Genomic DNA, 26,832 nt, shown 5'->3' with positions numbered 1-26,832 from the left:
AGAAGCGGGCTTCTGGCGACGCCACGCCCCCGCAAGGGGGCGTTTTTCGTTCGGTCGGCCTGCACAAGCCTCTTGGGTTGGCGGCCATCTATCTGTAAACTATGGCTTTCCGGGAGTAGTGCGTGTCCACCATTTGCGAATGGGCTGGCACGGCCATGCGTGGCCTCCAGCAATGCGGGTCGCAGGTGACGGTCGATGTGACCGGCGCGGTTGCCCCGACCTCGCGCGATGGTTACCGTCTGGCGCCAGCCGCCGCACGGATCGGCACCTCCCTCGCTGCCCCAGCGAACCGGAAAACCCCCTTCAAGCGCCATGTCCGCCCCCAGGGCGTGCGTGGCGCTGTCGTTTTCCATTTCCAGACAGGATGCTTGCAGCCATGACTCCCTTGATTTTCGTAACCGGCGGCGTGGTGTCCTCGCTCGGCAAAGGCATTGCCGCTGCGTCGCTGGCCGCCATTCTCGAAGCCCGTGGCCTGAAGGTCACGATGATGAAGCTCGACCCCTACATCAACGTTGATCCGGGCACCATGAGCCCGTTCCAGCACGGCGAGGTCTATGTCACCGATGACGGTGCCGAGACCGATCTCGATCTGGGCCACTACGAGCGGTTCGTGCGGACGCGCCTGAGCCGCAAGAATTCGGTCACCACCGGTCGCATCTACGAGAACGTGATCCGCAAGGAGCGTCGCGGCGATTACCTTGGCGCGACCGTGCAGGTCATTCCGCACATTACCGACGAGATCCGTCGTTGCATCGACGAAGCCACCGAAGGCTATGACGTCGCCCTGGTCGAGATCGGCGGCACCGTCGGCGACATCGAATCGCTGCCGTTCCTGGAGGCGATCCGCCAGGTGCGTACCGAGCGTGGTCCGGAGAAGGCGCTGTTCATGCACCTCACCCTGGTGCCGTACATCGGCGCGGCCGGCGAACTGAAGACCAAGCCGACCCAGCACTCGGTGAAGGAGCTGCGTTCGATCGGCATCCAGCCGGATGTGCTGTTGTGCCGTTCGGAGCAGGCCGTGCCCGATTCGGAGCGTCGCAAGATCGCCCAGTTCACCAACGTTTCCGAACGCGCCGTGATCAGCGTGCCGGACGTGGATGTGCTGTATCGCATCCCTTCGGGACTGCATGCGCAGGGCCTGGATGAGATTGTCGTCAACCAGCTGAAGCTCGCTGACAAGGCCGGTCCTGTCGATCTGTCGGTGTGGGAGGACGCGGTCGACGCCACGCTGCATCCGCTCGACGAGGTGACCATCGCCGTGGTCGGCAAGTACGTCGACCACCAGGATGCATACAAGTCGGTCGGCGAAGCACTCAAGCATGGTGGCCTGCGCCAGCGCACCCGGGTCAATCTGAAGTGGCTGGAAGCGCAGGACCTGGAAGGCACGGACATGGCCGCGCTGGCCGATGTCGATGGCATCCTGGTGCCGGGCGGATTCGGCGACCGTGGTTTCGAAGGCAAGGTGCTGACCTCGAAGTTCGCCCGCGAGAACCAGGTGCCGTACTTCGGCATCTGCTACGGCATGCAGGCGGCCGTGGTCGATTACGCGCGCAACGTGGTCGGCCTCGAAGGTGCCAACAGCACCGAGAATGATCGCCAGTCGCCAAATCCGGTGATCGGCCTGATCACCGAGTGGCGCACCGCTGCCGGTGACGTCGAGAAGCGCGACGACAAGAGCGACCTGGGCGGCACCATGCGTCTGGGCCTGCAGGAGCAGCGCCTGAAGCCGGGCACGCTGGCGCGTGAGCTGTACGGCAAGGACGTGGTGGCCGAGCGCCACCGCCACCGGTATGAGTTCAACAACCGTTACCGCACCCAGCTGGAAGACGCCGGCCTGGTGATCGCCGGCAAGTCGATGGACGACACCCTGGTGGAAGTGGTCGAGCTGCCGCGCGATGCGCATCCCTGGTTCCTGGCCTGCCAGGCGCATCCGGAGTTCCTGTCCACGCCGCGTGACGGCCACCCGCTGTTCATCGGCTTCATCCGCGCCGCACGCGAGCGCAAGGCCGGTGGCCAGTTGTTGCAGGAAGCGCGCGCCTGACTTGCGATGGGGCCCGCCAGGCCCCATCTTGCTCGCTTGAACCAAGTGCATCGGCCCGTTCGATGTAGCGGACAACTCTAAGGAAACGCCATGAAACTGTGTGGATTCGAAGTGGGGCTGGACCAGCCCCTGTTCCTGATCGCCGGCCCCTGCGTGATCGAGTCGATGCAGTTGCAGCTCGATACCGCCGGCAAGCTGAAGGAGATCACCGGCAAGCTCGGTGTGAACTTCATCTTCAAGTCCAGCTTCGACAAGGCCAACCGCACGTCTGGTACCGCTTTCCGCGGCCCGGGCATGGAGGAGGGGCTGAAAGTCCTGGCCGAGGTCAAGAAGCAGATCGGCGTGCCGGTGCTGACCGACGTCCATGAGTACACCCCGATGGACGAAGTGGCTTCGGTCGTGGATGTGCTGCAGACCCCGGCATTCCTTGTTCGCCAGACCGACTTCATCCGCAAGGTTTGCTCGGCCGGGAAGCCGGTCAACATCAAGAAGGGCCAGTTCCTGGCGCCCTGGGACATGAAGCCGGTCGTGGAGAAGGCCAAGGCGACCGGTAACGATCAGATCATGGTCTGCGAACGCGGTGCCAGCTTCGGCTACAACAATCTGGTGAGCGACATGCGTTCGCTGGCGGTGATGCGCGAGACCGGGTGCCCGGTGGTGTTCGACGCCACCCATTCGGTGCAGCTGCCGGGTGGGCAGGGCACCAGCTCCGGCGGCCAGCGCGAACATGTGCCGGTGTTGGCCCGGGCCGCGGTGGCGGTGGGTATCTCCGGTCTGTTCGCCGAGACCCATCCTGACCCGTCCAAGGCCCTCTCCGACGGTCCCAACGCATGGCCGCTGGACCAGATGGAAGCACTGCTCGAAACGCTGATGGAGCTCGATGCGGTGACCAAGAAGCACGGTTTCTCACGCTTCGCGTGAAGTCTGACCCATGGACGGCGCTGGAAACCCAGCGTCGCCGCCGGCACTGGAAACAGTGGCCGTGGGGCCTGATCGCACTGGGCCTGGCGGGGTTGTTCACGGCGGGCGTGTTCGGTCTGGTGCTGATCGGCGCAGCGTCCGTGCGGTCCCCGGGTGATGGCAGCAGCGTGCTCAATCTGCGGGCGTACTTCATGGCGCTGCTGGCTGGCGAACTGTTGACTGCCGGCGGCTGCATCGCTGCCGCCGTGCTGGCTTGGCGCCTGAATCGCGGCAAGGTGGCCGCCGGGCTGGCGGTTGTCCTGCTTTCGCTGTGGCTCGGTGCGCTGTCCTACGGAATGCTGTGATGAATGCGAGCACGTCTGCACGCGATTGGCCCAAGGGCCTGATCGCGCTCAGGCTCGCGGCGCAGGCATGGCACCGTCTGTCCGGCCATGGCCGCTGCTTTGCGGGTGCTCCTGGTATCGCTGCTGCTGCCGGGGCGGGGGCCAGCCGGGGCTGACGCCGTTCACGCCATTTGGCAACGGGCGGGCAGCCGGGGATAATCACGCGGCATTCGTTTTGTCGCCCCCTCTCCATACAGGTAACCGGCCCGACCATGAGTACGATCCGCAGCATCCACGCCCGTGAAATCCTCGACAGCCGTGGCAACCCCACGCTGGAAGCCGAAGTCACCCTGGAGGACGGTTCGTTCGGTCGTGCCGCGGTTCCCTCCGGCGCCTCGACAGGCACCAAGGAAGCGGTCGAGCTGCGTGACGGCGACAAGACCCGCTACCTGGGCAAGGGCGTGCGCAAGGCCGTCGACAACGTCAACACGACCATCGCTGCCGCGCTGAAGGGCTTCGAGGCCACCGACCAGTCAGGCCTGGACCGCCGCCTGATCGACCTTGATGGCACCGAGAACAAGGGCCGTCTGGGCGCCAACGCGCTGCTCGGTGTCTCAATGGCGGCCGCGCACGCCGCCGCAGCATCCAGTAAGCAGGCGCTGTGGCAGTACCTGGCCGGCAGGACCGGCGTGACCCCGTCGCTGCCGGTGCCGATGATGAACATCATCAACGGCGGCGCGCATGCCGACAACAACGTCGATTTCCAGGAGTTCATGGTGCTGCCGGTCGGCTTCACCTCGTTCTCCGAAGCGCTGCGCGCCGGCACCGAGATCTTCCACTCGCTGAAGTCGGTGCTGAAGGGGCATGGCCTGAGCACCGCGGTCGGTGACGAAGGCGGCTTCGCACCTGACTTCCGCAGCAACGTCGAGGCGCTGGACACCATTCTCGAAGCGATCGGCAAGGCCGGCTACACCGCGGGCGAGGACGTGCTGCTGGGTCTGGACGTGGCCTCCAGCGAGTTCTTCGAGAACGGCAAGTACAACCTGGTCGGCGAGAACAAGCGCCTGACCTCCGAGCAGTTCGTCGACTTCCTTGCCGACTGGGCCGCGCAGTACCCGATCATCACCATCGAAGACGGCCTGGCCGAGAACGACTGGGCGGGCTGGAAGCTGCTGACCGATCGCATCGGCAAGAAGGTGCAGCTGGTGGGCGATGACCTGTTCGTGACCAATCCGAAGATCTTCCAGGAGGGCATCGACTCCGGTACTGCCAATGCCATCCTGATCAAGGTCAACCAGATCGGCACCCTGAGTGAAACCCTGGAAGCGATTGCGATGGCTGACCGCGCAGGTTACGCCGCTGTCGTGTCGCACCGTTCGGGTGAAACCGAAGACACCACCATCGCCGACATCGCCGTGGCGACCACTGCCACCCAGATCAAGACCGGCTCGCTGTGCCGCAGCGATCGCGTGGCCAAGTACAACCAGCTGCTGCGCATCGAGGAAGCCCTCGGTGCCGGCGCGCGTTACGCCGGTCGTGACGCGTTCGTTTCGCTGAAGCGCTGAGGCCATGCGCGATTGGCGCTGGCTGCTGCTGGTGCTGGCTCTGCTGCTGGCATGGCTGCAGTACCGTTTCTGGTTCGGCCCGGGCAATTCGGGGGAAGTGATGATGCTCGAAGCCCAGGTTGCCGGCCAGGAACGGGACAACGAAGGTCTGCAGCAGCGTAATGATGCGCTGGCTGCGGAAGTGAAGGACCTCAAGGAAGGCCAGTCCGCCATCGAAGAGCGCGCACGCAGTGAGCTGGGCATGATCAAGCCCGGCGAGAAGTTCTACCGGGTGGTCGACGACGCGCCGGTTCGTCCGGCGCAGCCGCCGGTGCCGATGCCCGAACAGGCGGGCGACCACCCGGCGGACGTGCCATGAGCGCGGCGATCTGGGTGGTCGTTCCCGCTGCCGGTCGTGGCGCCCGCTTCGGTGCGCCACTGCCCAAGCAGTATCTGCAGGCGGGCGGGCAGATGCTGCTGGCCCACACCCTGCAGGCACTGCTGGCCCACCCGGCCGTTGCCGGCGCGATGGTGGTGATCGGCGAGGATGACGCGGATTGGCCGGGCTGGAGCGAATGGGCCGGCAAGCCGGTGCTGACCTGCACGGGGGGGGCGACCCGCGCCGCCTCCGTGCTGGCCGGCCTGCTTGCGCTGCCGGAGAGCGTCCGCGCCGATGAGTTCGTGCTGGTGCACGATGCCGCGCGGCCCAATCTGTCGCTGGCCGACCTGGGTCGCCTGCTGGAGGTTGGCCGTACCGATCCGGTCGGGGCCATTCTTGCCGCGCCGGTACGCGACACCCTGAAGCGGGCCGGTGACGATGGTGGCATCGACGGCACCGAGCCCCGCGAGCGCCTGTGGCGCGCGCTGACCCCGCAGCTGTTCCGCCGCCATCAGTTGATCCGTGCGCTGACCGACGCCGCTGCGTCCGGCGTGGACGTCACCGACGAAGCCATGGCCATGGAACGCCAGGGCCAGCGCCCGCTGCTGGTTGAAGGCAGCGAGGACAACTTCAAGGTCACCACGCCCGCCGACCTGGACCGCTTCGAATTCGTACTTTCCCGCCGCGCCGGCTGAACGCCCGCGCGGCCCTGCTGCAAGGGTTGCATCCATGAGCACTGCTCCGTTCCCGCCCGTCCGCATCGGCCAGGGCTACGACGTCCACGCCTTTGGTGAGGGTGACCACATCATGCTGGGAGGCGTGCGCGTGCCGCACAGCCACGGTGTGCTCGCGCACAGCGATGGCGACGTGATCCTGCACGCGCTGTGTGACGCCATGCTCGGCGCGCTGGCGCTGGGCGACATCGGCCAGCACTTTCCGCCCAGCGATGATCGCTGGAAGGGAGCCGACAGCAGCGACTTCGTCCGCCACTGCGACGCTCTCCTGCGTGAGCGTGGCTGGTGCGTCGGCAACAGCGATGTCACCGTGATCTGTGAACGACCGAAGGTCGGGCCGCATGCGCTGGCAATGCGTGAATGCATCGCGGCACTGTTGCAGCTGCCACTGGATGCGGTCAGCGTAAAGGCCACCACGTCGGAGAAGCTTGGCTTCACCGGTCGCGGTGAAGGCATCGCGGCACAGGCTGTGGTCCTGCTGGTGGCGGCATGATTCCGCTGCCGCTCGCGTTCGGTGCGCCGCTGCTGCAGGCGCGCATCCGCACCACGCCGGAGGATTTCCAGGTCGACGAGCTGCCGGCCTTTGAGGCCACGGGCGAGGGCGAGCATCTGCTGCTGCATGTCCGCAAGCGCGGTGCCAACACCGTGCATGTGGCCAAGGTGCTGGCCAAGTGGGCTGGCTTGCCGGAGATGGCGGTCAGCTATGCCGGGATGAAGGATCGCCACGCGGTCACCACCCAGCGCTTCAGTGTGCATCTGCCCAAGCGCGTCGCGCCGGATCTGGCGCTGCTGGCCAGCGATGATATCGAAGTGCTCGATGCAACCTGGCACAACCGCAAGCTGCAGCGTGGCGCGCTGGCCGGCAATCGTTTCAGGCTGGTGCTGCGCCAGGTACGCGGCGATGCGGTCGCAATCAGCGAACGCCTGCAGCAGATTGCCGATCGTGGTTTGCCGAACTGGTTCGGCGAGCAGCGTTTCGGCCGCGATGGCGGCAACGTTCCGGCAGCGCTGGCGATGTTCGGTGGCCGCCGCATGCGCAAGGACCAGCGCTCGCTGCTGCTGTCGGCTGCGCGTTCGGCACTGTTCAATCGCGTGCTTGCCGCACGCGTGGAGCAGGGTGTCTGGGACCAGCCGCTGGACGGTGAGGTGTGGATGCTGGATGGCAGCCGCAGCGTGTTTGGTCCGGAGCCTTACACCGATGCACTGGCAGCGCGGCTGGCCGGGTTCGATATCCATCCCAGCGCGCCGTTGTGGGGAGAGGGCGAGCTGCGCAGTACCGGCGCCGCCCGCGAGCTCGAACTGCGTGCGCTCGACGACGAGGAATCGAAGGCGCTGCGTGCCGGACTGGAAGAGGCACGGCTGAAGCAGGAGCGCCGCGCGTTGCGCCTGCGTCCTGCGCTGCTGCAGCACCAATGGCTGGCGGAAGATGTGCTTGAGCTGTCGTTCGCGCTGCCGCCGGGCTGCTACGCCACCGCGGTCCTGCACGAGCTCGGGCCGGTCGAGGACGCGGCGCAGTCCTGAGCGGATTGCATCAGCGCCGGGACAGCAGCACCAGTACGGCACCCGTTCCGCCCTGGCTGGTCGGCGCCGAATGGAAGGCAAGCACATCATTGCGCAGGCGCAGCAGCCGGTCGACCAGATTCTTCAGGACCGGCGCACCACCGTCGGATTGCAGTCCCTTGCCGTGGATGATGCGCACGCAGCCATACTCATGTGCGTGCGCCTCCAGCAGGAACTGGCGCAGCATGGCCTCGGCCTGCGCTGCGGTCGCGCCATGCAGATCCAGCTCGTCCTGCACCGAGTACTGGCCGCGCTTGAGACGCTGGAACAGCCGCGGCGGAAGGGCGTCGCGCCGGTAGCTGGCCACATCCCCGGCTTCCAGCGGTGCGCTGTCGCGCAACAGCCGGGCGAACTCGCCGGCGGCCTCGGCCTCGTCGCGTTCGGCCATGCGCGCGCGCGGCTTCGGCCGGGCAGCGGCCGGCGCGGGTTCGGCCTCTTTGCGCAGCGGCGTCACTTCGCCGATGGCCGCGCGGAAGAGCGCGGCAGGGTCTTCGTCTTCTGGATGCGACATGCGCACAGGGTAAACCGGTGACGCGGGCCTGCCTATCGCAATGCGAGGCCAGTCGTGACCGCCGGCAGGGTAGGACCTGCGGCTCGCATGCGGCACAATAGACGATGCCCCTGCAAGGTCGTCGGCTTCCGCAGGGAAGCACGACGGTCCCGCCAACACCGCACGGTGACGGAATCGAATTCTTGGAAAATCAAGCGGTTAAATCGAAGATGCGAATTCTGGTCAGTAACGACGATGGCGTCGACGCCGCAGGTATCCGGATGCTTGCCTCGGTACTGCGTGACGCCGGCCACGAAGTGACGGTGGTCGCACCCGACCGCGATCGCTCAGGCGCCAGCAATTCACTGACCCTGGACCTGCCCATCCGGCTCAAGCGCATCGATCACTACACCGTGTCGGTGGCCGGCACGCCCACCGACTGCGTGCATCTGGCGCTGACCGGCCTGCTGGAGTTCGAACCCGACATTGTCGTGTCGGGCATCAACAACGCCGCCAACCTGGGTGACGACGTGATCTATTCCGGAACCGTCTCGGCGGCGATGGAGGGGCGCTTCCTCGGCCTGCCCGCGGTGGCGGTGTCCCTGGTGACCCGCAATCACGATCCCCGTCACTTCGAGACCGCGGCGCGTGCCGCCGTGGAAATCGTCGCCCGCCTCAAGGCCGACCCGCTGCCGGCGGACACCATCCTCAACGTCAACGTGCCCGACCTGCCGTGGACCGAGGTCAAGGGTTTCGAAGTCACCCGGCTGGGCAACCGCCATCGCGCCGAAGGCTGCATCCCGCAGAAGGATCCACGCGGCAACGAGGTGTACTGGATCGGTCCGGCGGGCCGCGAGCAGGACTCCGGCCCCGGCACCGACTTCCACGCGGTGCGTACCGGGCATATCTCGATCACCCCGATCCAGGTGGATCTGACCCGCTATCAGGCGCTTGAGAAAGTGGCCAGCTGGGTCGGCGGTCTTAGCGCCGCGCTGGACCAGCCGGCATGAGCCCACGCCTGCGCCTGCAACCGGAAGCCGTCGGCATCGGCATGACGTCACAGCGCGTCCGCGATCGTCTGGTCGATCGCCTGCGCGAAGCCGGCATCGTCGACGAATCCACGCTGAACGCGATCCGGGTGGTGCCCCGCCATCTGTTCATCGACGAGGCCCTGGCCTCGCGGGCCTATGAAGACACCGCGCTGCCGATCGGCCACGGCCAGACCATCTCGCAACCCTGGGTGGTGGCCCGGATGACCGAAGCGGTCGTGCAGGTGGCGCCCAAGCGGGTGCTGGAGGTGGGGACGGGCTCCGGCTACCAGGCCGCCGTGCTTGGTGCACTGGGTCTGGAGGTCTACACCGTGGAGCGCATCGGCGACCTGCTGCGGCAGGCCCGCAAGCGGTTCCGCGCACTCGGCATGAACATCCGCACCAAGCACGATGACGGCCGTGTCGGCTGGGCCGAGCACGGCCCGTTCGATGCCATCGTCGTCACAGCTGCGGCCCCGGCGCTGGTCGACGCACTGATCGAGCAGCTGGCCGAAGGTGGCCGGCTGGTGGCGCCGGTCGGCGGTGCCAGCGCGCAGTCGCTGGTGCAGCTGGACCGCAGGGCCGACGGCAGCGTCGAACAGCGCGTGCTGGCACCGGTCACCTTCGTGCCGCTGCTGTCTGGCATGCTGGACTGAATCCACGGAGCAGGGTTGCATGAAGATTTTCGGACCGCTGTACGAGCGGGCGATGAAGTGGGCGGCGCACGAACGCGCACCGACCTACCTGACGGTGCTGAGTTTTTTCGAGGCGATCATTTTTCCGGTGATGCCGGAAGTGATGCTGGCGCCGATGTGCGTGGCTCAACCCCGGCGCGGCTGGTGGTTCGCGACCCTCAGCCTGGCCGGTTCGATGGTCGGTGCCGTGGTCGGCTATGCGCTGGGTCACTTCGCATTCGAGGCGATCAAGCCATTGTTCGAAGTGCTGGGCATGTTGCCGGCAATCGAACAGGGCATCACCACCGTGCAGGAGAAGATGGCCGAATCGCCGTGGGCGGTGTTCACGTTCCTGGTCCTGGGCGGCTTCATGCCGATCCCGATGAAGGTCTTCACGTGGGCATCGGGTATCGTCGGCGTACCGATGCCACAGTACCTGCTGAGCATGCTGATCGGACGCGGCAAGCGCGTGTATGTGCTCGCTGCCGTGATCCGCATCGGTGGAGCGCGCGCCGAAGCGGCGCTGCGTCGCTGGATTGAACCGCTGGGCTGGATCGCCACCGCGTTGGTGGTGGTGCTGATCGCCTGGCTTGTATGGAGGTCGAAGTTCGCATGAGTGCTGATCGTCTGAGCAAGGGAGTGCGCGTCGGCGCGCTGGTGCTGCTGGTTTCCGGCCTGGCTGCCTGTGGCACTGCCACGGTGGTGCGGCCCAATGGCAGTGGTGGCGGGGCGGCGGTCACTACGCCCAAGACTTCGGTGGCCAAGCCGGGGCAGACCGTGGTCGTGCGCAAGGGCGACACGATCTACGCGCTGGCCCGCATCCACGACATCACCCCGGCCGATCTGATCGCGTGGAACAGCCTGGACAACCCGTCGACGATCTATCCGGGGCAGGTCATCCGCCTGTATCCGCCGGGGGCCAGCAGCGGCCGCGCACCGACCACCGTGGTCACCGCGCCGCGCAGCGGCGGCAGCACGTCACCGGCCACGGCACCGGCCGGTCCGGTGAAGAGCAACATCGCCTGGCGCTGGCCGGCCGATGGCGCGATCGTGGGCCGCTACGTGGCCGGCGACGCAACCAAGCAGGGCGTCGACATCGCCGGTACCAGCGGGCAGGCCGTCAAGGCCACCGCCAACGGTGTGGTGGTGTACTCGGGTGCCGGACTGGTCGGTTATGGCGAGCTGATCATCATCAAGCACAGCGACCAGTGGCTGTCGGCCTACGGCCACAACCGCAAGCGCCTGGTCAATGAGGGACAGAGCGTGAAGGCGGGTGAGCAGATTGCCGAGATGGGGCGCACCGGCGCGAATCGCGACATGCTGCACTTTGAAATCCGCTACAACGGCAAGCCGGTCGATCCGCAGCAGTACCTGCCAGCGCGCTAGCGCAGGCAGGTACGGTAGCGCCGGGCCATGCCCGGCGTATGCGCATCAAGGTAGCGCCGGGCCATGCCCGGCGGTGGTCCTCAACCTTCCAGGATGAACGCGGCCGCCACCTTGCGGCCTTCGCCGGCAAGGATGTTGAAGGTGCGCGCCGCGGCAGGGTTGTTCATCACTTCCAGGCCGATCCCGCGCGACAGGCAGGCGGCCATGACCGCAGCCGACGGAAACACCTGCCGCTCGCCGGTTCCCAGCACGATCAATGCAGGACTCAGTGCCAGCACCGGTTCCAGGTCGGCCACCGTCAGCGCCGCCGCATCGGCGACAGGCCAATGTTCGACCAGCTGGTCCGGCGTCAGCAGAAAGCTGCTGGCCAGCACCGTGTCATTGACCTTGGCCGAGCGGCCATCGGCAGCGCGCAGGCTGTAGGCGTAATCGGGCGGCTCGTGGTTCAGCTGCATGGCGGTAGCGCGATCAGCCGCGCGGCAGCACGATCTGGCGCTGTTCCCTGCTCGGGCGATACAGCACGGCAACGTGACCGATGCGCTGCACGAGCGCACTGTCGGTGGCTTCGACGATCTCGCCGATCATCGCGTCCCGGGCCTCGCGGTCCTCGGCTGCGACCTTGACCTTGACCAGCTCATGGCGCTCCAGCACTTCGTTCAGCTCCGCGATGAAGGCCGGGGTCACTCCCTTGCCGCCGGTCTGCAGCAGGGCCTTCAGGTCGTGGGCTTGGCCGCGCAGGAAACGGGTCTGGGAGGCGGTCAGGGCGATGGACATGCAGGAAAAGACGGTTGAATGGGGGGATCAGGGTATCATGACGGCCCCATCAGCCCCTATTTCCAATGGCAACCCGCAGCAAAAGCAGCCAGCGCTGGCTCAAGGAACACTTCTCCGACCCCTTCGTGAAGAAGGCGCAGGCCGAAGGCATGCGCTCGCGGGCGGCCTACAAGCTTGAAGAGTTGCTTGAACGTGACCGCCTGCTGAAGCGGAACATGGTCGTGGTGGACCTCGGTGCCGCCCCTGGCGGGTGGTCTCAGCAGGTTCGGAGACAGATGGGCGATACCGGCCGCGTGCTGGCGCTGGACATCCTGGACATGCCGCCGCTGGCGGGTGTGGAGTTCCTTCACGGTGACTTCAGGGAAGAAGCCGTCCTATCTCAGTTTGAAGCCATGCTCGGGGACGAGCCGGTGGACCTTGTGCTGTCGGACATGGCCCCCAATAAAAGTGGCATGGACGCGGTCGACCAGCCGCGGATGATGCATCTGGCGGAGCTGGCGCTGGACTTCGCCGACAACCACCTGAAGACCGGCGGGGCGTTCCTGATCAAGCTGTTCCAGGGTGTGGGCTTTGACGACTACGTGCGTGAAATGCGCCGTCGCTACGACAAGGTCTCCATCCGCAAGCCGGAAGCGTCGCGCAAACGCTCTCCCGAGGTGTACGCCTTGGGTCAGGGCAAACGCGCCCACATGAAGTAAGCTCGCAACGTAAGTTTCAACCCCAACGCAACGCCCGCACTGAGAGGAACACCGGAGCCAATGAGGATGAACGACTTGACCAAGAACCTCCTGCTATGGGTGGTCGTCGCCGTCGTGCTGATGGTGGTCTTCCAGAGCTTCTCGCCCAAGTCCTCCGGGGCCGGTGCGCAGGGTGCGTCCTATTCGCAGTTCCTGGACCAGGTGGACAGCGGCAACGTGCAGAAGGTCGCCTTCGGCGGCGACATGCGCGGCGGCACCAGCCAGATCACCTACACCACCCGGGGGGGACAGTCGTCCACCATCACCGCGCCGTTCGATCGCGACCTGATCAACGTGCTGCGCACCAAGAACGTCGAGATCGTGCAGGAGGAGCCCTCCAGCGGCATCTCCCTGGGCGCGATCCTGATGAATTTCCTGCCGGTCATCCTGATCATCGGCTTCTGGCTGTTCATCATGCGCCAGATGCAGGGCGGCGGCGGCGGCGCCAAGGGCGCGATGTCCTTCGGCAAATCGCGCGCCAAGCTGCAGGGCGAGGACCAGATCAAGGTCACCTTCGCCGATGTCGCCGGCTGCGACGAGGCCAAGGAGGAAGTGGGCGAACTGGTCGACTTCCTGCGCGACCCGTCCAAGTTCACCAAGCTGGGCGGCAAGATTCCGCGTGGCGTGCTGATGGTCGGCCCGCCGGGTACCGGCAAGACGCTGCTGGCCAAGGCCATCGCCGGTGAGGCGAAGGTGCCGTTCTTCTCGATCTCCGGTTCGGACTTCGTGGAAATGTTCGTCGGTGTCGGCGCCAGCCGCGTGCGTGACATGTTCGAGCAGGCCAAGAAGCACGCCCCGTGCATCATCTTCATCGACGAGATCGATGCCGTCGGCCGCCACCGTGGTGCCGGCCTGGGCGGCGGCCACGACGAGCGCGAGCAGACCCTGAACCAGCTGCTGGTCGAGATGGATGGCTTCGAGGGTGGCGAAGGCGTGATCGTGATCGCCGCGACCAACCGTCCGGACGTGCTGGACCCGGCGCTGCTGCGCCCGGGTCGCTTCGATCGCCAGGTGGTGGTCGGTCTGCCCGACGTGAAGGGCCGCGAGCACATCCTGAAGGTGCACATGCGCAAGCTGCCGCTGGCCGACGACGTCGAGCCGCTGGTGATCGCACGCGGTACCCCGGGCTTCTCCGGCGCGGACCTGGCCAACCTCTGCAACGAGGCAGCCCTGTTTGCTGCGCGTGGCAACGAGAAGGAAGTCCGCATGGACCACTTCGACCGTGCCCGCGACAAGATCCTGATGGGTGCCGAGCGCCGTTCGATGGCCATGAGCGAGGAGGAGAAGACCCTCACCGCCTACCACGAAGCCGGGCATGCCATCGTCGGCCGCCTGGTGCCCGAGCACGACCCGGTCTACAAGGTCACGATCATTCCGCGCGGCCGCGCCCTGGGTGTGACCATGTACCTGCCTGAGGGCGACAAGTACTCGATGAACCGCGTGGCGATCCAGTCGCAGCTGTGCTCGCTGTACGGCGGCCGCGTCGCCGAAGAGCTGATCTTCGGCACCGACAAGGTCACTACGGGTGCGTCCAACGACATCGAGCGCGCCACCAAGATGGCCCGCAACATGGTCACAAAGTGGGGCCTGTCCGAAGAACTCGGTCCGATCGCCTATGGCGAGGAGGACGACGAAGTCTTCCTGGGCCGCTCGGTGACGCAGCACAAGAGCGTGTCCAACGACACCGCGCGCCGCATTGACGAGGAAGTGCGCAACATCCTCGACAAGGCCTACGCCCGCACCACCCAGCTGCTGACCGACAACATCGACAAGCTGCACACGATGTCACAGCTGCTGCTGCAGTACGAGACCATCGACGCGCCGCAGATCGACGCCATCATGGAAGGTCGCGAGCCGCCGCCGCCGGCGGGCTGGAACAAGTCGAACAAGGACGGTGGCAGCAACGACAAGGGCGGTGATGCCCGTCCGCTGCCGCCGATCGCCGGTCCGGCCGAATCGCACTGACGGCCCCGCCGCACGTGACATCAGACGAGGCCGGGGCAACCCGGCTTCGTCGTTTCCGGGCCCTCGGCCCATCCCGAAGAACCGATCTGACGCTGGAGCCCGCATGTCCGCCCCGAAGCCCGAACCGATTTCCCACACCGTCGAGATGGTCATCGCCACCGTGGTCGGCGTGGGTGTGGGCCTGGGGGCCGACAATCTGCTGCTGGGCTGCGTGGTGGGTATTGCGATCGGCATCGTCCTGAGCATTGCCAGGACCCTGTACGTGGACCGCAAGCGCCGCCGCCGTTGAGGGGTGTCGGCAGGGCTGACGCCCTGCAACCGGACCGGCCCCGCCTTTCATCAGCAAACCCGCTGTTGCTCTGGCTGTTGTTGTCGCTCTGGCCTCTGCGGGTGCAGGGCGCAGCCCTGCCGAACTAAACTACCCGCCGTTGTCCCTGCAGGATTGCCCATGTTCGATACCTCGCCCCAGCTCGACTGCGCCGGTCGCATCCTGCGCCTGGACCGTGCCCGGGTCATGGGCATCGTCAACGTCACCCCGGATTCGTTCTCTGACGGGGGGCACCATGACACCACGGAGGCCGCAGTCGCGCATGGCCTGAAGCTGGTGGAAGAGGGCGCCGACCTGCTCGACATCGGGGGTGAATCGACCCGTCCCGGCGCTGTACCGGTATCGGTGGAGGAAGAGCTCCGCCGCATCGTTCCGGTCATCGAGCAGCTTGCGGCGCGTACCTCCGTGCCGATCAGCATCGATACCTTCAAGCCTGAGGTGATGCGCGCGGCGGTGGCCGCCGGCGCCGGCATGATCAACGACATCTTCGGCCTGCGCCAGGACGGCGCGCTGGAAGCGGCCGCTGCGGCCAACGTGCCGGTGGTGCTGATGCACATGCAGGGCGAGCCGGGCAACATGCAGGCCGATCCGCACTACGACGACGTCGTTGCCGAGGTCCACGGGTTTCTCGTGCAGCGCCTGTTCGCCGCCGAGATGGCCGGCATCGCGAAGAAGCATCTGGTCATCGATCCGGGTTTCGGCTTCGGCAAGAACACCACGCACAACATGACCCTGTTGGCGCGTTCGGAGCGTTTTCTGGAACTGGGTGTGCCGATGCTGGCGGGCCTGTCGCGCAAGCGCAGCCTTGGCGAGCTGACCGGGCGTGAAGCGCCGGCCGACCGGGTGGCGGCGTCGGTGGCCGCGCACCTGATTGCCGTGCAGCGCGGTGCGCGTATCGTGCGTGTACATGACGTCGCCGCCACCGTCGATGCACTGAAGATCTGGCAGGCAGTGGACGCCGTGCCGGCGCCACGCGATGACACCCGGCCGACGATCAGCTGGCCGGACGAAGACTGATGGGCGTTGACCGGCGGCCGCTGGCGATTGCCGTGATGGGGCCGACCGCCAGTGGCAAGACGGCCACCGCGATCGCCCTGGCCCGGCAGCTGGATGGCGAGATCGTCAGCGTTGACTCGGCGCTGGTCTATCGCCATCTGGATATCGGTTCGGCCAAGCCCGACGTTTCCGAGCGCGCACAGGCGCCGCATCATCTGCTGGACCTGCGTGATCCGTGGCAGACCTACTCAGCGGCGGAGTTCGCCGCCGACGCCGGCCGCGTCGTCGCCGACATCGTTGCGCGTGGACGGATGCCGATCCTGGCCGGGGGCACTGGCCTGTACTTCCGCGCCCTGCTGCAGGGACTGTCCCCCATGCCGGAGGCCGACCCGGCCCTGCGCGCCACGCTGGCAGCCGAGGCCGCCGAGCGCGGTTGGGCCGCGTTGCATGCCGAACTGGCGAAGGTGGACCCCGCCGCTGCTGCCCGCATCCATGCGACAGACCCACAGCGGATCCAGCGGGCGCTGGAGGTCTATCGACTGACGGGAACGCCGATCAGCGAGTGGCAGCGCCGGCCCGGCGTGGCGCCGCTGCCGGTACGCACCCTGAAGCTGGTCCTGGCGCCGCGCGACCGGGCAATCCTGCACCGGCGGATCGAGGCCCGCTTCGATGCCATGCTGGCCCAGGGCTTCCTCGACGAAGTGCGCGATCTGCGCGCGATGCCGGAAATGGCCGCTGTCGCGGCACCGCTGGACCTGCCGGCGGTGCGTGCGGTCGGGTACCGCCAGGCTTGGGAGCATCTGGACGGCCGGATTGATGCCGGCGGCTTCCGCGACAAGGCGATCTTCGCCACCCGCCAGCTGGCCAAGCGGCAGCTGACCTGGCTGCGCGGTGAGCTTGACGCGCGCTGGTTCGACCCCCATATCGACCACGAGCGGCTGGCCGACGCGGTGTCGACCTTCGTCGCACGCTGAACCGCCGCCAGCCGTGTAACATCACTGTCCGGCGGGCGGCTCGGGGGCCGCGGCGGCCGCCGGCAACCCAATAAGAACAATAATCAGGAGTGAGCAATGTCCAAGGGGCAATCGCTGCAGGATCCTTTCTTGAATGCACTGCGGCGCGAACGCGTGCCGGTTTCGGTGTACCTGGTCAACGGCATCAAGCTGCAGGGCACGATCGAGTCGTTCGATCAGTTCGTGGTCCTGCTGCGCAATACGGTCAGCCAGATGGTCTACAAGCATGCGATCTCCACCGTGGTGCCGGCACGCAATGTGAAGGTTGGGCCGGGCGGTGGTTATGTGCAGTCGGGTGAAGGTGGTCAGGCAGGTGATGAAGCAGACGAGTAAGACCGGAGCGGTGAATGTTTGACCGCTCGAAAAAGGGTGAACATGCCCTGCTGATCCAGCCGCACTTCGGCAAGCTGGAAGACGACGTGCTGGAAGAGTTCGGTGATCTGGCCCGCTCGGCAGGGGCCAGCATCGCTGCCACGATCACCGCGCGCCTGGACCGTCCCAATCCCTCGACCCTGATCGGCAGCGGCAAGCTGGATGAGATCAAGGCAGCAGCCGACGCCACCGGCGCCGATCTGGTGCTGGTCAACCATGCGCTGAGCCCCGGCCAGGAACGCAACCTGGAACGCTTCCTGGAGCGCCGTGTGATCGACCGTACCGGGCTGATCCTGGACATCTTCGCGCAGCGCGCTCACAGCCACGAAGGCAAGCTGCAGGTCGAGCTGGCGCAGCTGCGCCACCTTGCGACGCGGCTGGTGCGCGGCTGGACCCATCTGGAGCGCCAGCGCGGTGGTTCGATCGGCCTGCGCGGCCCGGGCGAAACCCAGCTGGAAACCGACCGCCGTCTGCTGCAGAAGCGGGTGGAGCAGTTGCAGAAGCGGCTGGAGAAGGTCGAAGTCCAGCGCACCCAGATGCGCCGTGCGCGCGTGCGCAGCGAACTGCCGCGTGTGGCCCTGGTCGGTTACACCAATGCCGGCAAGTCGACCCTGTTCAACGCGATGACCGGCGCCGAGGCCTATGCGGCCGACCAGCTGTTCGCGACCCTGGACCCGACGGTGCGCCGCATCGCTGTGCCGGGTGGAAACGTCGTGCTGGCCGACACCGTCGGCTTCGTCCGTGACCTGCCGCACGACCTGGTGGCCGCGTTCCGCTCGACCCTGTCCGAGGCCCGCGAGGCCGATTTCCTGCTGCACGTGGTCGATGCGGCCGATCCGCACCGCGAGGAGCGCATCGCCCAGGTCGACGAGGTGCTGGCTGCGGTCGGTGCGGGTGATCTGCCGCAGCTGCTGGTGTTCAACAAGATCGACCGTATCGAGGGCGCCGAAGTGCGCCACGATGGTCAGGATGGCGTGCCGGACGAGTCGCGCCGCGAGCGGGTCTGGATCTCCGCGCGTGACGGGCAGGGCCTGGAGCTGTTGCAGGCGGTGCTGGGCAAGCGCCTGGGGTTGCAGCATGTGACCGGGGAGCTGCGCCTGCCGCCGGATGCGGGCCGCCTGCGCGCGCGCCTGCATCAGCTGGAAGTGATCCGCAGCGAGCAGGCAGACGAGGAGGGCTGGCTGCTGCAGGTCGATCTTCCGATTGCCGAAGCCGAAAAACTCGCGGCGGGCATTGATGGCGGGCCGATCCGTGCCCTGCTGCCGGAAAAGCTGCCGGAATGGTGAGATAGCGCCGCACAATCCCGGTGCGCGCCGCTGCGTAGTCGGGCGCGTACCGGCCGGGACGCGACACGCGTCTGCGATCTGCGGTACAACAGGCGGGTTCTTCACCCCACTGTCATCTCGATGTCCATCCCTACCGACGCCGACCTCAACGCCCAAGCTGCCGCACTCGGGCAGCGCCTGCAGCAGGCCTCGCTGCAGCTTGTGACGGCTGAAAGCTGCAGTGGCGGCTGGATCGCCAAGACCATGACCGACATCGCCGGTTCCTCGGCGTTCTTCGACTGCGGCATGGTGGTCTACAGCTACGAAGCCAAGCAGCGCCTGCTGGGGGTACGCGCGCAGACGCTGGAGCAGTTCGGTGCGGTGAGCCGCGAAACGGTGCTGGAGATGGTGTCCGGCGCTCTGATCAACTCCGGTGCCGGCATCGCGGTGGCGGTTACCGGCATTGCCGGTCCTGGTGGCGGCAGCCCGGACAAGCCGGTCGGCAGCGTCTGGATCGGCTGGAAGCGCCGCGGCGGATACGCCCGGGCGGAACTGTTCCAGTTCGATGGCGACCGCGAAGCCATCCGCAGGCAAACCGTCGCTGCGGCATTGCACGGTATCGACGCCCAGCTGTGACATGCTGCTGCGGTAATCGTCCGGAGCACGCATGATGTGGGAAACGCTGGGCACCGTCCGTGACCTGGGGAGGCTGCAGGAAATTGCCGCGGTCCTGATCCGTTATGGCTTCGGCGACGTGGTGCGCCGGATAGGCCTGGCCACGGTGCTGGAGCGTGCCGGGCGCCTGCTGCACTGGAACGAGGACCGCCAGCATCTGCTGCGGATGACCGCGCCGGTGCGGGTGCGCAGCGCGCTGCAGGACCTCGGCCCGACGTTCGTCAAACTCGGACAGGTGCTGGCGACCCGTGTCGATCTGCTGCCGCCGGAGTGGATCGCCGAGCTTTCCGAACTCCAGAATGCGGTACCGGCCCTTCCTTATGCGCAGATCCGCGCGCAGCTGGAGGCCGATCTGGGCGCGCCTCCGCAGCAGGTATTCGCCTTCCTCGACGAAACACCGATGGCGGCGGCCTCGCTGGCGCAGGCCCATCGCGCGCGCCTGCTGGACGGCCGCGAAGTGGTGCTGAAGGTGCGTCGTCCCGGCATCCGTGACGTGGTCGAAGCCGACCTGCGCCTGCTGGCACGGCTGGCCGAAATCGTCGAGGCGCGTCTTCCGGATCTGCGCCGTTACCGGCCGGCAGAGGTGGTGCAGCAGTTCACCGTATCGCTGCGGCGCGAACTCGATTTCGCGGCCGAATGCCGCAACGCGGAGCGCATCGCACGCAACTTTGAAGGTCGCGACGACATCCTTGTTCCCGGCGTGCATTGGCAGTGGACCTGCGAAAGCCTGAACGTGCAGGACTTCGTGGACGGCATTCCGGGCCGCGATCTTGCCGGCGTGGACGCAGCAGGGCTGGACCGTCGCGAACTGGCGCGGCGCGGTGCCAACATCGTATTGAAGATGGTGCTCGAGGACGGCAGCTTCCACGCCGATCCACACCCGGGCAACATCATCTATCTGCGTGACGGCCGCATCGGCGTGATCGACTTCGGCATGGTCGGGGCACTGTCCGAAGTGCGTCGCTTCCAGGTTGCGCAACTGCTGCACGGGCTGGTCGAACAGGACCCGCAGGGGGTGGCCGACGTCCTGCTGGACTGGGCCGGGGGCGTGGAGGTGGATGAGAACCGGCTGCAGCACGACATCAGCCAGTTCGTCGACCAGTACCGTGGCGTGCCGCTGAAGGATCTGCGCATCGGCCTGATGCTGGGCGACATCACCCAGTTGCTGCGCAGCTACAGCCTGACCCTGCCGGCCGACCTCGCACTGATGATCAAGGCGTTCCTCACCCTGGAAGGCATGGGCCGGCAGCTCGACCCGGACTTCGACATGGCCAGTGCCGCACGCCCCTTCCTGGAGCGGGTGGTACTGCAGCGCTACGCGCCGCGGGCATTGCTCAAACGCGGCCGGCGCAGCCTGTTGGGAATGATCGACTTCGCCGGCGATCTGCCGCGCGATCTGCGCAAGCTGGTGCAGGCGGCGCGCCGCGGGCGCCTGCAGCTGAAGGTCGAGACCAGTGCGCTGCAGGGCTTTGGCGAGCAGGTGAACCGTGCGGCCAATCGAATGGTGATGGGCATCGTGACTGCAGCGCTGATCATCGGCTCATCGATCGTCATGCACAGCGTCGGTGGGGTCTCCAGCCGCTGGCTGCTGGCGCTTGGGGTTTCCGGATTCGTCGGGGCCGGTATCTGCGGCGTCTGGATCCTGTTCTCCATCTGGAGAAGTGGCAGGCACGACTGAGTGTCGTTCGCTGCGGTATCGCCCGGCACGCTTCGCCCTGTCGTGTCCGGCACTTGCAGTTCCCGTAGTTAGTAGTAATACTACTAACCATGGACCTGACCGACACCCAGCAGGCGATCCTGCAGTTGATCGCCGAGCGTATCGAGAGCGAAGGCGCGCCGCCGTCGCAGACTGAAATCGCACGTGCGTTCGGCTTCAAGGGCGTACGCGCGGCCCAGTACCACCTGGAGGCGCTGGAGCAGGCGGGAGCGATCCGCCGCATTCCCGGCCAGGCCCGGGGCATCCGCCTGGTGCAGGCTCCCCCCGTGGAGACCCTGGCCGAGCCCGGGCTGCCCGAGAGCGTGCTGCGGCTGCCAGTACTGGGGCGGGTCGCCGCCGGCCTCCCTATCGGCGCGGATATCGGCTCGGACGATTTCGTGGTGCTGGACCGGGTGTTCTTTTCGCCCGCGCCGGATTACCTGCTGAAGGTGCAGGGTGACTCGATGATCGACGAAGGCATCTTCGATGGTGACCTGATCGGCGTGCACCGCACCCGCGACGCCCATTCGGGGCAGATCGTGGTGGCGCGCATCGATGATGAGATCACCGTCAAGCTGCTGAAGATCGCGAAGGACCGTATCCGGCTGTTGCCCCGGAACCCCGATTACAAGCCGATCGAAGTGCTTCCCGACCAGGACTTTTCGATCGAAGGCCTGTACTGCGGCCTGTTGCGGCCGAATCGCTGAAGCGTTCGAAGGTGCGTTACCCCGCGGTCTTTTGTGGCGATTCTCTGGTTCCACCGAGGTTGGTACGGATGTCCGATAATTCTTTTCAAAGCGCCGGGCAGAATCTCAGCCTGTGCGATACGTCCGCCTTAAAGTGAACCCATGGCAAAGAAGACCCCCAAAGACAGCACCCCCAACGAAATGACCTCTGCAAGGACCAATACGATGGACGAGAACAAGAAGCGCGCATTGGCTGCTGCTCTGGGCCAGATCGAAAAGCAGTTCGGCAAGGGCTCGGTGATGCGCATGGGCGACCGTGTGGTCGAGCCCGTCGAAGCCATCCCGACCGGTTCGCTGATGCTCGACATCGCATTGGGCATCGGGGGGCTGCCGAAGGGCCGCGTGGTGGAAATCTATGGACCGGAGTCCTCGGGCAAGACCACGCTGACGCTGCAGGCCATCGCCGAGTGCCAGAAGATGGGAGGCACCGCTGCCTTCATCGATGCCGAGCACGCTCTCGACCCGATCTATGCCGCCAAGCTTGGCGTGAACGTGGACGACCTGCTGCTGTCGCAGCCCGATACCGGTGAACAGGCATTGGAAATCGCCGACATGCTGGTCCGTTCCGGCTCGGTGGACATCCTGGTGATCGACTCGGTCGCGGCATTGACCCCGAAGGCCGAAATCGAGGGCGAGATGGGCGACCAGTTGCCGGGTCTGCAGGCCCGCCTGATGAGCCAGGCGCTGCGTAAGCTGACCGGCAACATCAAGCGCTCGAACACGCTGGTGATCTTCATCAACCAGCTGCGCATGAAGATCGGCGTGATGATGCCGGGCCAGAGCCCGGAGACCACCACGGGTGGCAACGCGCTGAAGTTCTATGCCTCGGTCCGTCTGGACATCCGCCGCATCGGTGCGATCAAAAAGGGCGATGAGATCATCGGTAACCAGACCAAGATCAAGGTCGTCAAAAACAAGCTGGCCCCGCCGTTCAAGCAGGTAATCACCGAGATCCTGTATGGCGAAGGCATCAGCCGTGAAGGTGAACTGATCGACATGGGCGTGGATGCCAAGCTGGTCGAGAAGGCCGGTGCCTGGTACAGCTATGGCGAAGAGCGCATCGGCCAGGGCAAGGACAACGCCCGCGGTTATCTGCGTGACAACCCGACCGTCGCCGCCAAGCTCGAAGCCGAGCTGCGCGAGAAATTCCAGCCGTCCGAGGCCGTCCGTGAGGACGGCGACGACGAAGGCGACGACGAGTAAGTCTTGCTGTGGGGTAGGGTGACGCCGTCAGTGACGTCGCTCTACCCCGCAGGTTCGAACCGCCCAGGATGGGCAGGGTGCCAGGGACGGCGCCACCCCTGGAGGGATTGATGTCCGACAGCGACGAACCTACCTCGACAGGCCGAAAGCGCCGGCCTCGCGAGCAGACTCCGGTGCAGCGGGCACTGGGCCTGCTGGTCCGCCGGGAGCATTCACGCAAGGAATTGACCCGCAAACTGACTGCGCGGGGTATCGAAGACGAAGCCGCGCAGGCAGCGGTCGCCAAGCTGACCGAGGCGGGGTGGCAGGACGACACCCGGTTTGCCGAGAACCTGGTGCGCATGCGGGCCAACACCGGTTACGGCCCCATCCATGTGCGTGCCGAACTGGGGACCCATGGGCTGGACAGTGCCGCGATTGCCGCAGCGATGGACAGCTACGAGGGCGACTGGCAGGAGAACGCCCGTGATCTGGTCCGCCGCCGCTTTGGCGAGGCCGGCCCACAGGACCTGGCGCAGCGCCGCAAAGCGGCGGATCTGCTGGCGCGGCGGGGCTTCGACGGTGACAGCATCCGCCGTGCGACCCGCTACGACCCTGACGATTGAGACTGGCGGCGCCGGGCCTGATACCCTTTAGGTTTTCGGCGGTCCGTCGCGACCCTGGCCCAGGCGGCCGGTGGTCCGGGTCCGCCGGCCCGCAGACTGCCAGCCCTCAATGAACGCACCCGCCAAATTCACGACCTCCCAGATCCGCAGCGATTTCCTTGAATTCTTCAAGGGCAAAGGCCATACCATCGTGCCGTCGGCACCGCTGGTGCCTGGCAACGATCCGACCCTGCTGTTCACCAACTCCGGCATGGTGCAGTTCAAGGACGTGTTCCTCGGTGCCGAGAAGCGCAGCTACGTGCGCGCGGCCGATGTCCAGCGCTGCCTGCGCGCGGGTGGCAAGCACAACGATCTTGACCAGGTTGGCTACACCGCCCGCCATCACACTTTCTTTGAAATGCTGGGCAACTGGTCGTTTGGTGACTACTTCAAGAAGGACGCGATTGCGTGGGCGTGGGAGCTGCTGACCCAGGTCTGGAAGCTGCCGGCCGATCGCCTGCTGGTGACTGTCTACCAGACCGACGACGAAGCCTACGAACTGTGGCGCGACATGGTGGGGGTGCCGGAAGAGCGCATCGTGCGGATCGGCGACAACAAGGGCGCGCCGTTCGCGTCGGACAACTTCTGGCAGATGGCCGACACCGGCCCGTGTGGTCCGTGCACCGAGATTTTCTACGACCACGGCGACCACATTGCCGGCGGTCCTCCGGGGTCGCCGGATGAGGATGGCGACCGCTTCATCGAGATCTGGAATCTGGTGTTCATGCAGTTCGACCGCCAGCCGGACGGCACTCTGGTGCCGCTGCCGGCGCCGTGCGTGGACACCGGCATGGGCCTGGAACGTCTTGCGGCGATCCTGCAGCATGTCCACACGAACTACGAGATCGACCTGTTCCAGGCTCTGATCCGCAAGGCCGCCGAGCTGACCGGTACCTCCGACCTGGAGAACAAGTCGCTGCGCGTGATTGCCGACCACATCCGCGCCTGCTCGTTCCTGATCGTCGATGGCGTCCTGCCTTCCAACGAAGGACGGGGCTATGTGCTGCGCCGTATCATCCGCCGCGCCCTGCGTCATGGTTGGATGCTGGGTGTGCGCCAGCCGTTCTTCAGCAAGCTGGTGCCGACGCTGGTTGCACAGATGGGCGAGGCCTATCCGGAGCTGCCGGCGGCAGCGGACACCGTGACCCGCGCGCTGCAGGCTGAGGAGGAGCGGTTCGCCGAGACGCTCGACGCCGGCATGAAAATCTTCGAAGACGTTGCGGCGAGGGCCGGCAATGGCGTGATCCCGGGAGGTGACGCCTTCCGCCTTTACGACACCTATGGCTTCCCCCTGGACCTGACCCAGGACATCGCCCGCGAGCGTGACCTGACGGTCGATATCGCCGGGTTCGATGCGGCAATGGAACAGCAGCGCGAGACCGCGCGTGCCGCGGGCAAGTTCGGCGGTGGCGTGACCCTGCCGGCCGAGCTGGTGGCGACGCTCACCCCGACCGTGTTCCTGGGCTACGACCGCCTGCAGGCCGGTGACCTGACCGTGCTGGCGCTGCTCAAGGAGGGGCGTCCGGTGCAGTCGGCCAGTGCCGGCGATGCCGTCATCGTCATCACCAACCAGACGCCGTTCTATGCCGAGTCCGGCGGCCAGGTCGGCGATACCGGCGTAATGACCGGCAACGGCGTGCGCCTGGCGGTGGAAGACACCCAGAAGTTCGCGGGCCAGTTCCACGGCCATGTCGGTACCCTGACCGAAGGCGACCTGAAGGTGGGCGATGTGCTGGCTGGCGAGGTCGACGGTGAGCGCCGCGGCGCCACCATCCTCAACCACTCGGCCACCCACCTGCTGCACGCGGCCCTGCGCGAAGTGCTGGGTACGCACGTGCAGCAGAAGGGCTCGCTGGTGGCGCCGGACCGCCTGCGTTTCGATTTCTCGCATTTCCAGCCGATCAGTGCCGAAGAACTGGCCGTGATCGAGCGCAAGGTCAATCAGCAGGTGCGTGCCAACAATGTTGCCGAAGTGCACTCCATGGGCATGCAGGAAGCACTCGATTTCGGCGCAATGGCACTGTTCGGAGAGAAGTACGGCGAACAGGTCCGGGTACTGAAAATGGGCGACTATTCCACCGAACTGTGTGGTGGCACCCACGTCAAGCGCACCGGTGATATCGGCCTGTTCAAGATCACCTCGGAAGGCGGTGTCTCCGCGGGCGTGCGTCGCATCGAAGCGGTCACCGGTCAGGGCGCCCTGGATTACGTCGATGCCGAAGAGGCGCGGTTGTCCGAGGCGGCCGAGCTGCTGGGTGGCAGTGCTGCCGACGTGGTCGAGAAGATCCGGGCGCTTGGCCAGCGCCAGAAGCAGCTGGAACGTGAACTGGAAGCGGTGAAGGCCAAGGTTGCCGCGGGTGCGACCGCCGACCTTTCCAGCCAGGCGGTCGAGGTCGCGGGCGTGAAGGTACTGGCGGCCCGCCTGGAGGGCTTCGACGCCAAGGCGCTGCGCGATGCCGTGGACCGCCTGAAGCAGCAGCTGGGAGACGCGGTGATCGTGCTGGCAGGTGCCCAGGACGGCAAGGCCGCCCTGGTCGCCGGCGTGAACGGCAGTGCAACGGGCCGGGTCAAGGCCGGGGAACTGTTGTCGCATATCGCCGGTCAGATCGGGGGCAAGGGCGGCGGACGCCCGGACCTCGCCCAGGGTGGTGGCGAGGACGGGCCCGCCCTTGCCACTGCACTGGCTGCCGTCGTCGAATGGGTCAGCCCCCGCCTGTGATGAAGCCTACCGTCCCCCTTCTTGTAGGAGCGGGACGGCTGACGGTACCATTGCGAATCTTTTCCCTTTGTCGTGGTAGCGCTTCTTGACGAAGCGTCAAGCCGGTGGGGGATACCCTTCCACACGGTTCCATGGAGACTTACAAAAATGTTGATCCTGACTCGCCGCGTCGGCGAAACCTTGATGATCGGTGACTCGGTGAGCGTCACCGTGCTCGGCGTCAAGGGTAACCAGGTACGTATCGGCATCACTGCGCCGAAGGACGTCGCTGTGCATCGCGAAGAGATCTACCAGCGCATCCAGCGTGGTGACGAAGCCGGCAGCGCCGGTGGTGAAAATTCTGCGGAATAAGGCTTTACCTTCGCGCGTGATTAACGTTATGATTCACGCCCCGCTGAGGTGCGACGCACCCCCGCGGTGAAATCCCCGGAGTGATGCCCGAGTGGCCGAAGGGGCTCCCCTGCTAAGGGAGTATAGGGTCAAAAGCTCTATCGAGGGTTCGAATCCCTCTCACTCCGCCAGATACTCAGAAAAGCCCCTGGAGACAGGGGCTTTTTTGTGGCCGGAATTCTCCCGTGCAGCACGTTGCCCATCACCTGCAGGAATAGAGTCTGCGCTG

Annotated in this window: 29 protein-coding genes and 1 tRNA gene; 27 read left to right on the top strand and 3 right to left on the bottom strand. The window is 66.2% G+C overall.

All coding sequences use genetic code 11. The features are described 5' to 3' along the window. The first annotated feature begins 376 nt into the window (after positions 1-376). From ABE543_RS06650 to truD, 8 genes are all read left to right on the top strand, one after another. Positions 377-2,041, top strand: coding sequence for a CTP synthase (locus ABE543_RS06650; protein ID WP_065174923.1), 1,665 nt, complete (start codon positions 377-379; stop codon positions 2,039-2,041). 90 nt (positions 2,042-2,131) lie between these two features. Then, complete coding sequence (kdsA, locus tag ABE543_RS06645; RefSeq protein ID WP_053519722.1) at positions 2,132-2,962, top strand: 3-deoxy-8-phosphooctulonate synthase; 831 nt, start codon at positions 2,132-2,134, stop codon at positions 2,960-2,962. After that, entirely contained in the window at positions 2,959-3,306 is a 348-nt protein-coding gene (locus tag ABE543_RS06640) for a hypothetical protein (RefSeq protein ID WP_164152229.1), read from the top strand. The genes kdsA and ABE543_RS06640 overlap by 4 nt, the downstream gene beginning before the upstream one ends. 251 nt (positions 3,307-3,557) lie before the next feature. Beyond that, the gene (eno, locus tag ABE543_RS06635) at positions 3,558-4,850 is read left to right on the top strand and encodes a phosphopyruvate hydratase (protein WP_053519724.1); all 1,293 of its coding nucleotides are present in this window, start codon (positions 3,558-3,560) and stop codon (positions 4,848-4,850) included. 4 nt (positions 4,851-4,854) lie between these two features. Beyond that, a complete protein-coding gene (ftsB, locus tag ABE543_RS06630; RefSeq protein ID WP_053519725.1) occupies positions 4,855-5,208 on the top strand; it encodes a cell division protein FtsB in 354 nt (117 codons plus the stop codon). Beyond that, positions 5,205-5,903 (top strand): 2-C-methyl-D-erythritol 4-phosphate cytidylyltransferase, encoded by a 699-nt coding sequence (ispD, locus tag ABE543_RS06625; protein WP_053519726.1) that lies wholly within the window; start codon positions 5,205-5,207, stop codon positions 5,901-5,903. The genes ftsB and ispD overlap by 4 nt, the downstream gene beginning before the upstream one ends. Positions 5,904-5,937: 34 nt before the next feature. Next, positions 5,938-6,435 (top strand): 2-C-methyl-D-erythritol 2,4-cyclodiphosphate synthase, encoded by a 498-nt coding sequence (gene ispF, locus ABE543_RS06620; RefSeq protein WP_197570955.1) that lies wholly within the window; start codon positions 5,938-5,940, stop codon positions 6,433-6,435. Continuing rightward, a complete protein-coding gene (gene truD / locus ABE543_RS06615) occupies positions 6,432-7,463 on the top strand; it encodes a tRNA pseudouridine(13) synthase TruD (RefSeq protein ID WP_164152232.1) in 1,032 nt (343 codons plus the stop codon). The genes ispF and truD overlap by 4 nt, the downstream gene beginning before the upstream one ends. Before the next feature lie 10 nt (positions 7,464-7,473). Here the strand turns inward: truD and ABE543_RS06610 are convergent, their stop codons facing one another. Next, the gene (locus tag ABE543_RS06610) at positions 7,474-8,013 is read right to left on the bottom strand and encodes a Smr/MutS family protein (protein WP_065181254.1); all 540 of its coding nucleotides are present in this window, start codon (positions 8,011-8,013) and stop codon (positions 7,474-7,476) included. Positions 8,014-8,222: 209 nt separating this feature from the next. On the opposite strand from ABE543_RS06610, the gene surE reads away from it, so the two are divergent. The 4 genes from surE to ABE543_RS06590 are packed head-to-tail and all read left to right on the top strand — an operon-like array spanning position 8,223 to position 11,080. Then, complete coding sequence (gene surE / locus ABE543_RS06605; RefSeq protein ID WP_053519730.1) at positions 8,223-9,002, top strand: 5'/3'-nucleotidase SurE; 780 nt, start codon at positions 8,223-8,225, stop codon at positions 9,000-9,002. Beyond that, on the top strand, positions 8,999-9,676 hold the full coding sequence (locus ABE543_RS06600; protein WP_053519731.1) for a protein-L-isoaspartate(D-aspartate) O-methyltransferase: 678 nt from the start codon (positions 8,999-9,001) through the stop codon (positions 9,674-9,676). Before surE ends, ABE543_RS06600 begins: the two co-directional genes overlap by 4 nt. A gap of 19 nt (positions 9,677-9,695) precedes the next feature. After that, positions 9,696-10,310, top strand: coding sequence for a YqaA family protein (locus ABE543_RS06595; RefSeq protein WP_053519732.1), 615 nt, complete (start codon positions 9,696-9,698; stop codon positions 10,308-10,310). Then, complete coding sequence (locus ABE543_RS06590; protein WP_065181255.1) at positions 10,307-11,080, top strand: peptidoglycan DD-metalloendopeptidase family protein; 774 nt, start codon at positions 10,307-10,309, stop codon at positions 11,078-11,080. The genes ABE543_RS06595 and ABE543_RS06590 overlap by 4 nt, the downstream gene beginning before the upstream one ends. Positions 11,081-11,160: 80 nt before the next feature. Here ABE543_RS06590 and ABE543_RS06585 read toward each other — a convergent pair whose 3' ends face one another. Both ABE543_RS06585 and yhbY read right to left on the bottom strand, forming a co-directional pair. Continuing rightward, a complete protein-coding gene (locus ABE543_RS06585) occupies positions 11,161-11,535 on the bottom strand; it encodes an Mth938-like domain-containing protein (RefSeq protein WP_053519734.1) in 375 nt (124 codons plus the stop codon). Between the two features lie 13 nt (positions 11,536-11,548). Then, positions 11,549-11,854: a ribosome assembly RNA-binding protein YhbY gene (gene yhbY, locus ABE543_RS06580; protein WP_053519735.1), complete on the bottom strand. Its 306-nt coding sequence runs from the start codon at positions 11,852-11,854 to the stop codon at positions 11,549-11,551. Positions 11,855-11,919: 65 nt separating this feature from the next. Between yhbY and rlmE the strand changes: the two genes are divergently transcribed. The 15 genes from rlmE (at position 11,920) to ABE543_RS06505 (ending at position 26,734) form a co-directional block, all read left to right on the top strand. After that, entirely contained in the window at positions 11,920-12,552 is a 633-nt protein-coding gene (gene rlmE, locus ABE543_RS06575; protein WP_053519736.1) for a 23S rRNA (uridine(2552)-2'-O)-methyltransferase RlmE, read from the top strand. 66 nt (positions 12,553-12,618) lie between these two features. Next, on the top strand, positions 12,619-14,556 hold the full coding sequence (gene ftsH / locus ABE543_RS06570; RefSeq protein ID WP_053519737.1) for an ATP-dependent zinc metalloprotease FtsH: 1,938 nt from the start codon (positions 12,619-12,621) through the stop codon (positions 14,554-14,556). 103 nt (positions 14,557-14,659) lie between these two features. Then, positions 14,660-14,845 carry a hypothetical protein gene (locus ABE543_RS06565; RefSeq protein ID WP_053519738.1) on the top strand — a complete coding sequence of 62 codons (186 nt, stop codon included), beginning with the start codon at positions 14,660-14,662 and terminating at the stop codon, positions 14,843-14,845. Between the two features lie 159 nt (positions 14,846-15,004). Continuing rightward, on the top strand, positions 15,005-15,901 hold the full coding sequence (folP, locus tag ABE543_RS06560) for a dihydropteroate synthase (protein WP_180876666.1): 897 nt from the start codon (positions 15,005-15,007) through the stop codon (positions 15,899-15,901). Further along, on the top strand, positions 15,901-16,854 hold the full coding sequence (gene miaA, locus ABE543_RS06555; RefSeq protein WP_346475454.1) for a tRNA (adenosine(37)-N6)-dimethylallyltransferase MiaA: 954 nt from the start codon (positions 15,901-15,903) through the stop codon (positions 16,852-16,854). Before folP ends, miaA begins: the two co-directional genes overlap by 1 nt. Before the next feature lie 96 nt (positions 16,855-16,950). Beyond that, a complete protein-coding gene (gene hfq / locus ABE543_RS06550; protein WP_004152891.1) occupies positions 16,951-17,226 on the top strand; it encodes an RNA chaperone Hfq in 276 nt (91 codons plus the stop codon). Positions 17,227-17,240: 14 nt separating this feature from the next. After that, positions 17,241-18,551, top strand: coding sequence for a ribosome rescue GTPase HflX (gene hflX, locus ABE543_RS06545; RefSeq protein WP_065174932.1), 1,311 nt, complete (start codon positions 17,241-17,243; stop codon positions 18,549-18,551). Positions 18,552-18,671: 120 nt separating this feature from the next. Continuing rightward, positions 18,672-19,166 carry a CinA family protein gene (locus ABE543_RS06540; RefSeq protein ID WP_053520002.1) on the top strand — a complete coding sequence of 165 codons (495 nt, stop codon included), beginning with the start codon at positions 18,672-18,674 and terminating at the stop codon, positions 19,164-19,166. A 34-nt stretch (positions 19,167-19,200) separates the two neighbouring features. Next, on the top strand, positions 19,201-20,883 hold the full coding sequence (gene ubiB / locus ABE543_RS06535; RefSeq protein ID WP_065181390.1) for a 2-polyprenylphenol 6-hydroxylase: 1,683 nt from the start codon (positions 19,201-19,203) through the stop codon (positions 20,881-20,883). 89 nt (positions 20,884-20,972) lie between these two features. Continuing rightward, positions 20,973-21,608, top strand: coding sequence for a transcriptional repressor LexA (lexA, locus tag ABE543_RS06530; protein WP_053520003.1), 636 nt, complete (start codon positions 20,973-20,975; stop codon positions 21,606-21,608). A gap of 204 nt (positions 21,609-21,812) precedes the next feature. Further along, positions 21,813-22,850, top strand: coding sequence for a recombinase RecA (gene recA / locus ABE543_RS06525; protein WP_128990793.1), 1,038 nt, complete (start codon positions 21,813-21,815; stop codon positions 22,848-22,850). 110 nt (positions 22,851-22,960) lie between these two features. After that, complete coding sequence (gene recX, locus ABE543_RS06520; protein WP_111186069.1) at positions 22,961-23,455, top strand: recombination regulator RecX; 495 nt, start codon at positions 22,961-22,963, stop codon at positions 23,453-23,455. 109 nt (positions 23,456-23,564) lie between these two features. Next, the gene (gene alaS, locus ABE543_RS06515; protein ID WP_197600435.1) at positions 23,565-26,213 is read left to right on the top strand and encodes an alanine--tRNA ligase; all 2,649 of its coding nucleotides are present in this window, start codon (positions 23,565-23,567) and stop codon (positions 26,211-26,213) included. Positions 26,214-26,360: 147 nt separating this feature from the next. After that, positions 26,361-26,564 carry a carbon storage regulator CsrA gene (csrA, locus tag ABE543_RS06510; protein WP_053520007.1) on the top strand — a complete coding sequence of 68 codons (204 nt, stop codon included), beginning with the start codon at positions 26,361-26,363 and terminating at the stop codon, positions 26,562-26,564. A 77-nt stretch (positions 26,565-26,641) separates the two neighbouring features. Next, a tRNA-Ser gene (locus tag ABE543_RS06505) sits at positions 26,642-26,734 on the top strand. Positions 26,735-26,832: the final 98 nt, after the last annotated feature.

The organism is Stenotrophomonas sp. TWI169 (assembly GCF_039674705.1).
GTDB classification, from domain to species: Bacteria; Pseudomonadota; Gammaproteobacteria; order Xanthomonadales; family Xanthomonadaceae; genus Stenotrophomonas; species Stenotrophomonas maltophilia_P.
This window is presented reverse-complemented; position numbering and strand designations above follow the sequence as displayed.